Source organism: Citrobacter sp. Cpo065, assembly GCF_030332805.1.
In the GTDB taxonomy this organism is placed as follows: domain Bacteria; phylum Pseudomonadota; class Gammaproteobacteria; order Enterobacterales; family Enterobacteriaceae; genus Citrobacter; species Citrobacter portucalensis.
In genome coordinates this window covers 1-14,422 of record NZ_JAOWHC010000017.1, presented here as the reverse complement: position 1 = coordinate 14,422, position 14,422 = coordinate 1, and the positions used below count along the sequence as shown (strand labels likewise).

The 14,422-nt window shown below is 53.3% G+C and carries 13 protein-coding genes and 1 tRNA gene; 5 read left to right on the top strand and 9 right to left on the bottom strand.

What is annotated here, in order from left to right; all coding sequences use genetic code 11:
* The first annotated feature begins 27 nt into the window (after positions 1-27).
* On the top strand, positions 28-309 hold the full coding sequence (ppiC, locus tag OGY68_RS00140; protein ID WP_003017999.1) for a peptidylprolyl isomerase PpiC: 282 nt from the start codon (positions 28-30) through the stop codon (positions 307-309).
* Positions 310-409: 100 nt separating this feature from the next.
* On the opposite strand, the gene ilvC is transcribed toward ppiC, so the two are convergent.
* Positions 410-1,885: a ketol-acid reductoisomerase gene (gene ilvC / locus OGY68_RS00135; RefSeq protein WP_057067461.1), complete on the bottom strand. Its 1,476-nt coding sequence runs from the start codon at positions 1,883-1,885 to the stop codon at positions 410-412.
* A 164-nt stretch (positions 1,886-2,049) separates the two neighbouring features.
* Between ilvC and ilvY the strand changes: the two genes are divergently transcribed.
* Together ilvY and fabV are read left to right on the top strand one after the other, a co-directional pair.
* Positions 2,050-2,952 (top strand): HTH-type transcriptional activator IlvY, encoded by a 903-nt coding sequence (gene ilvY, locus OGY68_RS00130; RefSeq protein ID WP_003829023.1) that lies wholly within the window; start codon positions 2,050-2,052, stop codon positions 2,950-2,952.
* A 172-nt stretch (positions 2,953-3,124) separates the two neighbouring features.
* Complete coding sequence (gene fabV, locus OGY68_RS00125; RefSeq protein ID WP_008787067.1) at positions 3,125-4,318, top strand: enoyl-ACP reductase FabV; 1,194 nt, start codon at positions 3,125-3,127, stop codon at positions 4,316-4,318.
* A 63-nt stretch (positions 4,319-4,381) separates the two neighbouring features.
* Here the strand turns inward: fabV and ilvA are convergent, their stop codons facing one another.
* From ilvA to ilvL, 6 genes are all read right to left on the bottom strand, one after another.
* Positions 4,382-5,926, bottom strand: coding sequence for a threonine ammonia-lyase, biosynthetic (ilvA, locus tag OGY68_RS00120; protein WP_032945726.1), 1,545 nt, complete (start codon positions 5,924-5,926; stop codon positions 4,382-4,384).
* A 5-nt stretch (positions 5,927-5,931) separates the two neighbouring features.
* Positions 5,932-7,782 (bottom strand): dihydroxy-acid dehydratase, encoded by a 1,851-nt coding sequence (ilvD, locus tag OGY68_RS00115; RefSeq protein ID WP_008787065.1) that lies wholly within the window; start codon positions 7,780-7,782, stop codon positions 5,932-5,934.
* Positions 7,783-7,842: 60 nt separating this feature from the next.
* Positions 7,843-8,772, bottom strand: coding sequence for a branched-chain amino acid transaminase (locus tag OGY68_RS00110; RefSeq protein WP_003018014.1), 930 nt, complete (start codon positions 8,770-8,772; stop codon positions 7,843-7,845).
* A gap of 17 nt (positions 8,773-8,789) precedes the next feature.
* Positions 8,790-9,053 (bottom strand): acetolactate synthase 2 small subunit, encoded by a 264-nt coding sequence (gene ilvM, locus OGY68_RS00105; protein ID WP_003018017.1) that lies wholly within the window; start codon positions 9,051-9,053, stop codon positions 8,790-8,792.
* Complete coding sequence (gene ilvG / locus OGY68_RS00100; RefSeq protein WP_057067460.1) at positions 9,050-10,696, bottom strand: acetolactate synthase 2 catalytic subunit; 1,647 nt, start codon at positions 10,694-10,696, stop codon at positions 9,050-9,052. The genes ilvM and ilvG overlap by 4 nt, the downstream gene beginning before the upstream one ends.
* 139 nt (positions 10,697-10,835) lie before the next feature.
* Positions 10,836-10,934 (bottom strand): ilv operon leader peptide, encoded by a 99-nt coding sequence (gene ilvL, locus OGY68_RS00095; RefSeq protein WP_001311244.1) that lies wholly within the window; start codon positions 10,932-10,934, stop codon positions 10,836-10,838.
* A gap of 352 nt (positions 10,935-11,286) precedes the next feature.
* On the opposite strand from ilvL, the gene OGY68_RS00090 reads away from it, so the two are divergent.
* Entirely contained in the window at positions 11,287-12,807 is a 1,521-nt protein-coding gene (locus OGY68_RS00090) for a YifB family Mg chelatase-like AAA ATPase (RefSeq protein WP_057067459.1), read from the top strand.
* Positions 12,808-12,831: 24 nt separating this feature from the next.
* Here the strand turns inward: OGY68_RS00090 and maoP are convergent, their stop codons facing one another.
* Positions 12,832-13,170, bottom strand: coding sequence for a macrodomain Ori organization protein MaoP (maoP, locus tag OGY68_RS00085; protein WP_003018025.1), 339 nt, complete (start codon positions 13,168-13,170; stop codon positions 12,832-12,834).
* Positions 13,171-13,276: 106 nt separating this feature from the next.
* Between maoP and hdfR the strand changes: the two genes are divergently transcribed.
* The gene (gene hdfR / locus OGY68_RS00080) at positions 13,277-14,122 is read left to right on the top strand and encodes an HTH-type transcriptional regulator HdfR (RefSeq protein ID WP_008787063.1); all 846 of its coding nucleotides are present in this window, start codon (positions 13,277-13,279) and stop codon (positions 14,120-14,122) included.
* A 99-nt stretch (positions 14,123-14,221) separates the two neighbouring features.
* Here the strand turns inward: hdfR and OGY68_RS00075 are convergent.
* A tRNA-Trp gene (locus tag OGY68_RS00075) sits at positions 14,222-14,297 on the bottom strand.
* Positions 14,298-14,422: the final 125 nt, after the last annotated feature.

Sequence of the window (14,422 nt, the reverse complement as noted above, 5' to 3'; positions counted from 1 at the left end):
CTTAACCACCCCACTCAAGGCACGATCATGGCAAAAACAGCAGCAGCAGTGCATATCCTTGTTAAAGAAGAGAAACTGGCACTGGATCTTCTGGAACAGATTAAAAACGGCGCCGACTTCGGCAAACTGGCGAAGAAACACTCCATCTGCCCATCAGGCAAACGCGGCGGTGATTTAGGCGAATTCCGTCAGGGCCAGATGGTTCCGGCGTTCGACAAAGTGGTCTTTTCCTGCCCTGTGCTGGAGCCAACCGGTCCGCTGCACACTCAGTTCGGTTACCACATCATTAAAGTGCTGTACCGTAACTAATAGAAAGCCCGGTGTTTAAACACCGGGCTTTTTTTGCCGGATAGCGCTTCACTTATCCGGCCTACGAAGCGCTGTTGATATGCCATTCCTCTATGAGGAATTATCCTGCGACCGCAATGCGCTTCATATCGGTCATGTAGCCACGCAGTTTCTGGCCCACTTTCTCGATAGCATGGCCGCGAATCGCATCGTTCACGTCACGCAGTTGCGCGTTGTCTACCGCGCCTTCAGCAATCGCTTTGCCCAGGTCGCCGGTCTGCAGGGTGGTCATGAACTCTTTCAGCAGCGGTACGCAAGCGTAAGAGAACAGGTAGTTGCCGTATTCTGCGGTATCAGAGATAACCACGTTCATTTCGTACAGACGCTTACGGGCAATGGTGTTGGCGATCAGCGGCAGTTCGTGCAGTGATTCGTAGTAAGCAGATTCTTCGATGATGCCGGAATCCACCATGGTTTCGAACGCCAGCTCAACGCCCGCTTTCACCATCGCAATCATCAGAACGCCTTTATCAAAGTATTCCTGCTCGCCGATTTTACCGTCGAACTGGGCAGCGGTTTCGAACGCGGTTTTGCCGGTCTCTTCACGCCAGGTCAGCAGTTTCTTATCGTCGTTGGCCCAGTCAGCCATCATGCCGGAAGAGAATTCACCGGAGATGATGTCGTCCATGTGTTTCTGGAACAGCGGTGCCATGATCTCTTTCAGCTTTTCAGACAGCGCGTAAGCACGCAGTTTCGCCGGGTTAGAAAGACGGTCCATCATCAGAGTGATGCCGCCCTGCTTCAGCGCTTCGGTGATGGTTTCCCAGCCGAACTGAATCAGTTTTTCAGCATATGCCGGGTCAGTACCCTCTTCCACCAGCTTATCGAAGCACAGCAGAGAACCGGCCTGCAGCATACCGCACAGGATAGTCTGCTCACCCATCAGGTCAGATTTCACTTCCGCAACGAAGGAGGACTCCAGTACGCCAGCACGGTGACCGCCGGTGGCCGCAGCCCAGGCTTTAGCAATCGCCATGCCTTCGCCTTTCGGATCATTTTCCGGGTGAACGGCGATCAGCGTAGGTACGCCGAAACCACGTTTGTACTCTTCACGAACTTCAGTACCCGGGCATTTCGGTGCCACCATCACAACGGTGATGTCTTTACGGATCTGCTCGCCCACTTCCACGATGTTGAAGCCGTGGGAGTAACCCAGCGCCGCGCCGTCTTTCATCAGCGGCTGTACAGAACGCACAACGTCGGAGTGCTGCTTGTCCGGCGTCAGGTTAACCACCAGATCAGCCTGCGGGATCAGCTCTTCGTAGGTACCCACTTTGAAGCCGTTTTCGGTCGCTTTACGCCAGGAAGCACGCTTCTCAGCAATGGCTTCTTTACGCAGTGCGTAGGAGATATCCAGACCGGAGTCACGCATGTTCAGGCCCTGGTTCAGACCCTGGGCGCCACAGCCGACGATGACCACTTTTTTACCCTGAAGGTAGCTCGCACCATCGGCGAATTCGTCGCGACCCATAAAGCGACATTTACCCAGCTGTGCCAGCTGCTGGCGCAGGTTCAGTGTATTAAAGTAGTTAGCCATGATGGTGTACTCCGTGATGTTGTGTTGTGGTGCTTATTATTCGGTTCGCAGATTTGTATTTGCGAGATTGAATCCACATTACAACAGGAAATTTATTGCGGAAATTGATATATTCACAACGTCACATTGCAATTTATGCAACGTAGAAAATCGGAGGCTCGTCTGTGGATTTACGCGATCTGAAAATGTTCCTGCATTTGGCTGAAAGTCGTCACTTTGGCCGCAGCGCGCGGGCAATGCACGTCAGCCCATCCACGCTTTCCCGGCAGATTCAGCGCCTCGAAGAAGACCTCGGCCAGCCGCTGTTTGTGCGCGATAACCGCACGGTTACGCTGACCGAAGCCGGTGAAGAGCTGCGCGTGTTTGCCCAACAGACGCTGTTGCAGTACCAGCAGTTACGCCACACTCTCGATCAACAAGGGCCGTCGCTGTCAGGCGAACTGCATATTTTCTGTTCGGTAACTGCCGCCTACAGCCATCTGCCGCCAATCCTTGACCGTTTCCGCGCCGAGCATCCGTCAGTGGAAATTAAGCTCACCACCGGCGACGCCGCCGATGCGATGGATAAAGTGGTCACTGGTGAAGCCGATCTGGCGATTGCCGGTAAGCCCGAAACACTGCCTGGCGCGGTGGCGTTCTCGATGCTGGAGAATCTGACGGTTGTGTTGATCGCTCCGGCGTTGCCCTGCCCGGTGCGTAATCAGGTATCGGTCGATAAGCCGGACTGGTCGACGGTGCCGTTTATCATGGCCGATCAGGGTCCAGTACGCCGCCGTATCGAGCTGTGGTTCCGCCGTCACAAAATCAGCAACCCATCGATTTACGCCACGGTGGGTGGCCACGAAGCGATGGTCTCAATGGTGGCGCTGGGCTGCGGCGTGGCGCTGCTGCCGGAAGTGGTGCTAGAAAACAGCCCGGAGCCGGTGCGTAATCGCGTGATGATTTTAGAGCGAAGTGACGAAAAAACACCGTTCGAGCTTGGCGTCTGCGCGCCGAAAAAGCGGCTGCATGAACCACTGATCGACGCGTTTTGGAAGATTGTTCTGGAACGTAAATCCGCAGAGTAGCACCAGCGTCAGGTCTAAAATCAGTGGTAGATTCAGTATTGGCGCTCCTTTTCTGTATAATGTCGTGATCCATTGTAGTGGGGGGCTTGTTAACCATCGCGTTAAGCAGGCCAGAACAGACGGTGTCATTGCGCACTTGACAGCGAAAATACAAACTTAATTAGCCATCATTATGATAATCAAACCAAAAATTCGTGGATTCATCTGTACAACGACCCATCCGACTGGCTGCAAAGTCAACGTGGAAAAGCAGATCGAGTATGTTAAGCAGAACGGGAAAATCGAGAACGGCCCGTCTCGCGTGCTGGTGATCGGTGCTTCCACCGGTTACGGTCTGGCTTCCAGAATTTCCGCCGCCTTTGGCAGCGGTGCCGCCACTATCGGCGTATTTTTCGAAAAACCGGGCACGGATACCAAACCAGGTTCCGCAGGCTGGTATAACTCTGCAGCTTTCGACGAAGCGGCCAAGCGTGAAGGTCTGTACTCCAAAAGCATCAACGGCGATGCGTTCTCTGACGAATGCCGTGATGAAGTGATCAAACTGATCAAAGAAGACCTGGGTCAGATTGACCTGGTGGTTTACTCACTGGCTTCCCCAGTGCGTAAAATGCCGAAAACCGGTGAAATCGTCCGTTCAGCGCTGAAGCCAATCGGTGAGGTTTACACCTCTAAAGCGATCGATACCAACAAAGATCAGATCATCACCGCCAGCATTGAGCCGGCAACCGAAGAAGAAGTTCAGAACACCGTCACCGTCATGGGCGGCGAAGACTGGGAACTGTGGATGGGCGCGCTGAGCGAAGCGGGCGTGCTGGCTGATGGCGTGAAAACCGTAGCCTACTCCTACATCGGTACCGACCTGACCTGGCCAATCTACTGGCACGGCGCGCTGGGCAAAGCGAAAGAAGACCTCGATCGCGCGGCGGGAGAACTGCGTAACCAGCTGGCACCGCTGAACGGTTCCGCTAACGTTGCCGTACTAAAGTCCGTCATCACCCAGGCATCTTCTGCGATTCCGGTAATGCCACTGTACATCTCCATGGTCTTCAAGCTGATGAAAGCGCAAGGGATTCACGAAGGTTGTATTGAGCAGATCAACCGTCTGATGACCACCAGCCTGTACGGCGATAAAGTGGCGCTTGATGACAACCAGCGTATCCGTATGGATGACTGGGAACTGCGTGACGACATTCAGCAGGCATGTCGCGATCTGTGGCCGCTGATCACTACCGAAAACCTGGCGCAAGAAACTGACTATGCAGGATACAAGCAGGAATTCCTGAACCTGTTCGGTTTTGCCCTCGACGGTGTGGATTACGATGCTGACGTGAATACCGAAGTCGAATTCGACGTTATCACTCTGTAATCTGCTGGTACAGTAGCAAAAAGGGTTCATGTTTTTACATGAACCCTTTTTTAATGGCTGTCGTTAACCCGCCAGGAAGAACCTGAACGCCGGGTTATATGTTTCATCATGACAGTCATAACCCAGTTCATTCAGCCGCGTTTCGAAATCAGGCTCGTGTTCACCCAACTCAAACGCCGCCAGCACACGACCATAGTCAGTGCCGTGACTGCGATAGTGGAACAATGAAATATTCCAGTGCGTCCCCAGGGTATGCAGGAATTTGAGCAACGCCCCCGGCGACTCCGGAAATTCGAAGCTATAAAGACGTTCCTGTAAGGGTTTCGACGGACGTCCACCGACCATATAGCGCACGTGTAGCTTCGCCATCTCGTCATCAGACAGATCCACCACGCTATAGCCGCCCTCATTGAGCAGTTGCAGGATTTCCTTACGCTCTTCCAGCCCACGGCTCAGACGTACGCCGACAAAAATGCAGGCGTCTTTCGCATCAGCAAAGCGGTAGTTAAACTCGGTCACCGAGCGCCCGCCCAGCAGTTGGCAAAACTTCAGGAAGCTGCCCTTTTCTTCCGGGATGGTCACGGCCAGCAAGGCTTCGCGCTGTTCCCCCAGCTCGCAACGTTCGGAAACGTAGCGCAGGCCGTGGAAGTTAACGTTAGCGCCGGAAAGAACATGCGCCAGACGCTCACCGCGAATATTATGCTGGGCGATGTATTTTTTCATCCCCGCCAGCGCCAGCGCCCCGGAAGGCTCCGCCACCGCACGTACATCCTCGAACAGGTCTTTCATTGCCGCGCAAATAGCATCGCTATCCACGGTAATAATATCGTCGAGGTATTCCTGGCACAGACGGAAGGTTTCATCGCCAATACGTTTGACCGCCACGCCTTCGGCAAAGAGACCCACTCGCGGCAGATCCACCGGATGACCGGCATCCAGCGCCGCTTTCAGACAGGCCGAATCTTCGGCTTCCACGGCAATCACTTTGATTTGCGGCATCAGCTGTTTAATTAGCACCGCAACACCTGCCGCCAGACCACCGCCGCCAACTGGCACAAAGACGCGATCGAGATGCGCGTCCTGCTGGAGCAGCTCCAGCGCCAGCGTGCCCTGCCCGGCAATCACCATCGGATGATCGAACGGCGGCACCCAGGTAAACCCCTGCTGCTGCGACAATTCAATCGCTTTGGCTTTGGCTTCATCAAAGTTCGCGCCGTGCAGCAGCACTTCTCCGCCGAAGCCGCGAACGGCGTCGACTTTGATATCGGCGGTAGCCGTTGGCATGACAATCAGCGCCTTCACGCCTAATCGCGCAGAAGAGAAAGCGACGCCCTGAGCATGATTACCAGCCGATGCGGTAATGACGCCATGCGCTTTTTGCTCTTCGGTCAAGCCCGCCATCATGGCATAGGCACCGCGTAGCTTGAAGCTGTGAACAGGTTGACGGTCTTCGCGCTTCACCAGAATGACATTGTCGAGGCGCGAAGAGAGTTTTTCCATTTTCTGTAGCGGCGTTACCTGTGCCGCTTCGTATACCGGCGCACGCAGTACCGCTCTGAGATACTCGGCGCCCTCAGGAGCGCCGGATAGAGGTTGTGAATCCGCCATGGTCATTATCCCCCGAGCTTCGACTTATCGCGCACCGCACCTTTGTCGGCACTGGTTGCCAGGCTGGCGTAAGCGCGCAGTGCAAAGGAGACCTGACGCTGACGATCTTTTGGCGTCCAGGCTTTGTCACCGCGAGCTTCCTGCGCTTCACGGCGCGCAGCGATTTCCGCATCACTCAGTTGAAGTTGAATACCACGATTCGGGATATCGATGGCAATCATGTCACCATCTTCGATAATCGCGATATTACCGCCGCTGGCCGCTTCCGGAGAAACGTGACCAATGGAAAGCCCCGAAGTACCGCCGGAGAAACGACCGTCGGTAATCAGCGCGCAAGCCTTACCGAGGCCCATCGATTTCAGGAAGGTGGTGGGGTAGAGCATTTCCTGCATGCCAGGCCCGCCTTTCGGCCCTTCGTAGCGAATGACAACCACGTCGCCAGCCACCACTTTACCGCCGAGGATGGCTTCAACCGCATCGTCCTGGCTTTCATACACTTTTGCCGGGCCGGTGAATTTCAGGATGCTGTCATCCACGCCTGCGGTTTTTACAATACAGCCGTTTTCCGCGAAGTTACCGTACAGAACTGCCAGACCGCCGTCTTTGCTGTAAGCATGCTCCAGCGAGCGAATGCAGCCTTCAGCGCGGTCGTCATCCAGCGTATCCCAACGGCAGTCCTGTGAGAACGCCTGGGTAGTACGAATGCCGGCCGGGCCTGCACGGAACATTTTTTTCACCGCGTCGTCTTTGGTCAACATCACGTCATACCGATCGAGCGTTTGCGGCAGAGTCAGCCCCAGCACGTTTTTCACGTCGCGGTTCAGCAGTCCAGCACGATCCAGTTCGCCTAAAATACCCAGTACGCCGCCTGCGCGGTGCACGTCTTCCATATGGTATTTCTGCGTACTCGGCGCCACTTTACACAGCTGCGGGACTTTGCGGGACAGCTTGTCGATATCACTCATGGTGAAGTCGATTTCCGCTTCCTGCGCGGCCGCCAGTAGGTGCAGAACGGTATTGGTGGAGCCGCCCATGGCGATATCCAGCGTCATGGCGTTCTCAAACGCTGCCTTGCTGGCAATGTTGCGCGGCAGCGCGGAAGCATCGTCCTGCTCATAATAACGTTTGGTCAGCTCGACGATGCGCTGGCCTGCGGTGAGGAAAAGTTCTTTACGGTCGGCGTGAGTCGCCAGCAGCGAACCGTTACCCGGCTGCGACAAGCCCAGCGCTTCGGTCAGGCAGTTCATCGAGTTAGCGGTGAACATACCGGAACAGGAGCCGCAGGTTGGGCAAGCGGAACGTTCAACCTGCTCGCTTTGTGAGTCGGAAACTTTCGGGTCAGCGCCCTGAATCATCGCATCAACCAGATCCAATTTGATGATTTGGTCAGAGAGCTTGGTTTTCCCGGCTTCCATCGGGCCGCCGGAAACGAAGATAACCGGGATGTTCAGGCGCAGAGAGGCCATTAACATCCCGGGGGTGATTTTGTCGCAGTTGGAGATACAGACCATCGCATCGGCGCAGTGGGCATTAACCATGTACTCAACGGAGTCAGCGATCAGCTCACGCGACGGCAGTGAATACAGCATGCCGCCATGACCCATGGCGATACCATCATCCACAGCAATGGTGTTGAACTCTTTCGCCACGCCGCCTGAGGCTTCGATTTGTTCGGCAACCAGCTTACCGAGATCGCGCAGGTGGACGTGACCCGGCACAAACTGGGTAAAGGAGTTCACCACAGCGATAATCGGTTTACCGAAGTCATCATCGGTCATCCCGGTGGCGCGCCACAATGCGCGGGCACCCGCCATATTGCGGCCGTGGGTGGTGGTAGCAGAACGATACTTAGGCATGCTTGATTAACTCCCGTCTGTCTAATAATTGGGACGGTGCGTGCCGTCCCAAATTTATGTTTATTGATTAACCTGATCCAACCAGCCGTATTTATCTTCCGTTTCACCGGTGAAGAGGCCAAAGAAGGCCTGCTGGATGCGTTTGGTGACCGGACCGCAGCGGCCTTCGCCCACCTGGATACCATCGACACTGCGTACTGGGGTGATTTCGGCCGCGGTACCGGACATGAACACTTCATCGGCCAGGTACAGTGATTCACGGGACAGCACCTGCTCACGCACTTCGATATCGAGATCTTTCGCCAGCTTAATGATCGCATCACGAGTGATACCCGGCAGCGCGGAAGAGGTAAACGGCGGGGTAAACAGAATGCCGTCTTTTACTTCAAACAGGTTTTCGCCCGCACCTTCGGAGATGTAGCCATTCACGTCCAGCGCAATGCCTTCCTGATAGCCATGACGACGCGCTTCGCTACCCACCAGCAGCGAAGACAGATAGTTACCGCCAGCTTTAGCAGCAGTAGGGATGGTGTTCGGCGCAACGCGGTTCCAGGAAGAAACCATCGCGTCGATCCCCTGCTCCAGCGCTTCTGCACCAAGGTAAGCACCCCACGGGAACGCGGCGATGATCACGTCAGTGGTGTATCCCGCTGGCGGGTTAACGCCCATCCCCACGTCGCCAACAAACACTAGCGGACGGATATAGGCGCTGGTCAGATTGTTTTTACGAATCACCTCGCGGCAAGCTTCCATCAGCTCATCAACGCTCTGAGAAACCGGAAAACGATAGATCTTGGCTGAATCACGCAGACGCTGCATATGCTCGCGATGACGGAACACCACCGGCCCTTTGTGAGAATCGTAGCAACGGATGCCTTCGAATACTGAAGTACCGTAGTGCAGCGCGTGGGACATCACGTGAACCTTCGCGTCTTCCCAACGAATCATCTCGCCATTAGACCAAATGTAATCAGCTTTTTTCGTCGTCATTTTTCTTCCTTTTGCGCTCAGGCGCGGATTTGTTGTGATGTGGTTGTGCTCTGGCAGATAGCAACATGTGCAACGTCTACCAGTTTACTTAACTGACTAAACAGTAAGTCGACCGACCGGGGGCTGGCAACGGTCAATTCGATATTTATATTTTGCGCATCGCTGGCGGCTTCCATATTCATGGAGCACACCTGAAAACCACGATGGCGTACCACGCGTAAAACACGTTCTAACGTTTCCGGATTGAAACGAGCCTCAACGGCGACCTGATGTTGCATCATGATAATTTCTCCAGCATTTCTGAGTTACTGGCACCTGGCGGTACCAGAGGCCAGACATTCTCAAGTTCGTCGATTGAGACATGAAGCAGGTATGGCCCCTCGCTGTTCAGCATGGTGTCGAGTGCCGCTTCAACCTGGTCTTTACGGGTGATGTGTTGACCTGGTATGCCGAAGGCGCTGGCCAACATGAGGAAATCGGGGTTATCGGTAAGGGTGGTTTCGCTATAACGTTCCTGGAAAAACAGCTGCTGCCATTGTCGCACCATGCCTAACCGCTGGTTGTCGAGTAAGACTATTTTCAGCGGCAACTGCTTGCGTTTTACGGTGCCCAGCTCCTGTACATTCATCATGAAGGAACCGTCACCGGAGATACAGATTACCGTATCGTTCGGGCGAGCAACCTGCGCGCCAACCGCTGCTGGCAGGCCAAAGCCCATCGTACCCAGGCCGCTCGAGGTGATGAAGTTTTCCGGGCGGGTGTAGGTCATATGCTGCGCCGACCACATCTGATGCTGACCAACATCCGTTGTCACTACGCTGTCTGCGGGTTTGCGATCGGACAACTGCTTCAACAACAGTGGCGCGTAGATAGCCTCACCGGGATGATCATAGCGCCAGGTATGCTCTGTGCGCAGTTCAGCGCTATGCTGACGCCATGCGTCAATCTTCAGAGATTGCTGCAATGCCGGCAGCAGAGAATTTAAATCACCCTGCAGGGCGACGTGCGCCTGGCGCAGCTTGTTCATTTCCGTAGGGTCGATATCCATGTGGATCACGCTGGCGTTCGGCGCGAAGGTATTCAGCTTGCCGGTCACCCGGTCATCAAAACGCGCGCCCACGGCAATCAGTAAATCACATTCTTGCACCGCGAAATTTGCCGCTTTAGTGCCATGCATTCCCAACATACCCAAATAGTATGGGTAGTCAGCTTCTACTGCGCCCAGACCTTTCAGCGTGCAGGCGACCGGCATTTGGGTTACCGCGATAAATTCACGCAGGGCCGGGACCGCCTGCGCCATACCAACGCCGCCACCGACGTACAGGATCGGTTTTTGCGCCTGCGCCAGCATTTTACGCGCCTGCTCAACGTCAGCGTGCGGGAAAACCTCTACGCTTTCGACGGTCGTAAAATACGGCTCCAGCGTACCGCTGGCCAGCTGGATGTCTTTCGGGATATCAACCAGAACCGGACCCGGACGACCGGAGTTCGCCACAGCGAAAGCCTCTGCCATGATGCGCGGCAGCTCTTCCAGTGACTGCACCAGGAAACTGTGTTTGGTGCAGGACAAAGACATACCCAGAACGTCCACTTCCTGGAACGCATCCGTTCCAATGAAAGGTGAGGCCACCTGGCCGGTGATCGCCACCACCGGAACAGAATCTAACAGCGCATCGGCGAGTCCGGTGATCAGGTTGGTAGCGCCAGGACCTGAAGTGGCGATACACACACCGGTTTTACCGGTCGCACGGGCATAGCCAATTGCCGCCATTGCCGCACCCTGCTCGTGTCGGCACAACAGGTGTTCTACGCCGCCGTCATACAACGCATCGTAAACCGGCATAATTGCGCCACCAGGATAACCAAAGACGGTTTGAACCCCTTGTGCACGCAACGCATGTACCACCCACTGTGCCCCATTCATAGTTACATCCCCGCCGTAAATCTTGAGAAACAGAATTTTATGCTACCGTTCACTTTCTGCTCCTCATGTATGTTTTTAAGGTCAAAAAAAACCCCCGGACCTTTCGGTGCGGGGGTCTTAGTTCGTTAAGGCTTGTTTTCTAAGCCTTTCCTCGTCCAAGTGCAGCCCCGCACGGTGGGATAATAATCACCACCACGCTAATCACGACCAGGCTAATCACTCGTAGAAGGGCTGTCATTTTTGTATTTTCTTGCATCTTGTTCGAAGGAATACCTAAAGAGTTACCATAGAATTTGCAAATGACACAAGATATTTTTTTATTCGTTTTTCTGACGCCGTTAACGGATTAGATAAATATCGTTGTTTTTTATACAAAAAATCAAAAGTGAAAATATTTCACGTTTCAGGTGATTCTCGGCAACCCGTTTCCTACTAAAAACGTTATTCAAAAGCGTTTGCGAGCGCTATTCCAGGCTTTATGCAAGCAGTATTGAGCTACATAAAAACACAGGAATAAGCCTCTAAAAACCGTAATTATGTGAAATCTTGCCGCGATGTATTGCGACATAATGCTTTCATCAGGAGGGCTTATGTCACTATCGATTGTTCACACACGCGCTGCGCTGGGCGTGAATGCGCCAGCCATTACCATCGAGGTACATATCAGCAATGGTTTGCCTGGTTTAACCATGGTGGGATTACCCGAAACAACGGTAAAAGAGGCTCGCGATCGAGTTCGCAGTGCGATTATTAATAGCGGTTATGAATTCCCGGCAAAGAAGATAACCATAAACCTCGCTCCGGCCGATCTCCCGAAAGAAGGGGGACGATATGATTTACCTATCGCAGTTGCGCTTCTGGCAGCGTCTGAGCAGCTTACAACCCATAACCTCGATACATATGAGCTGGTAGGCGAATTAGCGCTTACAGGCGCGTTACGCGGCGTTCCCGGTGCGATATCAAGTGCAACTGAAGCTATTCGCGCAGGCAGGAGAATTATTGTCGCAAAAGAGAATGCAGCTGAAGTGGGACTGATACACGGTGAAGGGTGCCTGATAGCCGATCATCTACAGGCCGTATGCGCATTTCTCGAAGGTAAGCATGATTTAGACAGACCATCATCGGCAGATTTTACCCCCTGCGCATTAGCAGATGATCTGAGCGATGTTATCGGCCAGGAACAGGGTAAACGCGGACTGGAACTTACCGCAGCTGGCGGTCATAACCTCTTACTCATCGGGCCGCCGGGAACGGGTAAGACCATGCTGGCCAGTCGCCTGAGAGGATTGCTTCCGCCACTAAGCAATGATGAAGCACTGGAAAGCGCCGCGATTCTAAGTCTGGTCAATTCCGACACGCTACAAAAACAGTGGAAACAACGCCCTTTTCGTTCGCCGCATCACAGTGCTTCATTAACTGCCATGGTCGGTGGCGGCTCTATTCCTGCGCCAGGCGAGATATCTCTGGCGCATAACGGCATACTGTTTCTGGATGAACTTCCCGAGTTTGAGCGGCGCACGCTGGATGCACTGCGAGAGCCCATTGAGTCCGGGCAGATTCATTTATCCCGCACTCGGGCAAAAATAACTTACCCCGCGCGTTTTCAGCTTATTGCTGCCATGAATCCCAGCCCAACAGGACATTATCAGGGGAACCATAACCGCTGTACCCCAGAGCAGACGCTACGCTACCTCAATCGATTATCAGGTCCATTTCTTGACCGCTTCGATCTCTCCCTCGAAATCCCCTTACCGCCGCCCGGCATACTCAGCCAGAGCCAGGTAAAAGGGGAAGATAGCGCAACGGTGAAGCAACGCGTTATGGCAGCACGAGAGCGTCAGTATCGGCGGCAGAATAAGTTAAATGCGCACCTGGACAGTCAGGATATCCATAAATACTGTCCATTGCGTAGCGACGATGCGCAGTGGCTTGAAGAAACGCTCGCGCATCTCGGATTATCCATCCGCGCATGGTTACGCCTGATAAAGGTCGCTCGAACGATCGCGGATATAGAACAATCTGACCATATCTCTCGCCAGCACTTACAGGAGGCTGTTGGGTATCGGGCGATAGACAGATTACTCATTCATTTGCAGAAACTACTGGCATAAAAAAAGGGCTTTCGCCCTTTTTTATTAATCATCAGATTCGGTGTAGTCTTCCGCACCTTCCACCTGAGGTTTCCCGCCAGACAGCGTGTGGAAGCGTTTTGGACGCTTAATGCGCGTCATGTATTTGGACCACACACGTTCAGCTTCGGTAACCGGTTCGCGCTCACCACGGCATACCGCAACAAACAGTTTTTCTTCTTCCGTTACCGGCTCACGCTTGCCCAGATCCAGCTCGTTGAAAGCATAACCGTGACGCTCAAGCAGTTGTGCTTCTTTAATGGTGAAATCACCATGACGGGAGAATCCGCGGGGATAATATTTATTATCGAAATATCGATTAGTCGTCGTAAAGCTTTCCGCCATCCTGCACGCTCCTAATTCTTTGGCCGAGCTATTTATGGCGCGGAGTATTAGTTACGCTTGACAGAGCGTCAAACAAAAGATTTAAATCATAACGACAAATAATTTTATGGAGCGAGTTGTGGATACGGAATTGTTAAAAACTTTCCTGGAAGTTAGCCGGACACGCCACTTTGGCAGGGCTGCTGAAGCGCTCTATCTGACCCAATCAGCGGTTAGTTTTCGGATCAGACAACTGGAAAATCAATTGGGTGTAAACCTGTTCACCCGACACAGAAACAATATCCGTTTAACCGCTGCAGGTGAAAAATTATTACCTTACGCTGAAACGCTGATGAATACGTGGCAAGCAGCACGTAAGGAGGTTGCGAATACCTCGCGGCATAACGAGTTTTCTATTGGTGCCAGCGCATCCCTCTGGGAATGCATGCTTAATGGCTGGCTGGGGCGTTTGTACCAATCCCAGGAGCCACAATCCAGCCTGCAATTTGAAGCGAGGATCGCGCAGCGACAGTCGTTAGTAAAACAGCTTCATGAACGACAGCTTGATCTATTGATTACTACCGAAACGCCCAAAATGGACGAATTTAGCAGCCAACTGTTGGGATATTTCACGCTGGCGCTGTATTGCAGTTCTCCTTCACAAACCAAAGATGAACTGAATTATCTGCGTCTGGAATGGGGACCTGACTTTCAGCAACACGAGGCTGGATTGATTGCGGGAGATGAAGTGCCGGTACTTACCACCAGTTCGGCAGAATTAGCCAGGCAGCAACTTTCAGTCCTCAAAGGTTTTAGCTGGCTACCGGTCAGCTGGGCTAAAGGTAAAAGCGATCTCCATACGGTTACCGACAGTACAACGCTTTCACGCCCGTTATATGCAGTTTGGCTGCAAAATAGCGATAAACATGCGCTGATTTGCGATCTGCTGAGAACGAATATTCTGGAAGATTAAGGAAAACGCTGGCAAGGATGCCGGGAGTAAAAAAGAAAGAAGGAAAAACTCAAATTACAGGTAAAAAAAATCCTTAGCAAGAATGCTAAGGATTGTTTCTGGCAGGGGCGGAGAGACTCGAACTCGCGACACCCGGTTTTGGAGACCGGTGCTCTACCAACTGAGCTACGCCCCTAAATCTTCTTATCATTAAGCCTGCTTAGTAGCAGGCTTAATTTTCTAATAAGTGGCGGAACGGACGGGACTCGAACCCGCGACCCCCTGCGTGACAGGCAGGTATTCTAACCAACTGAACTACCG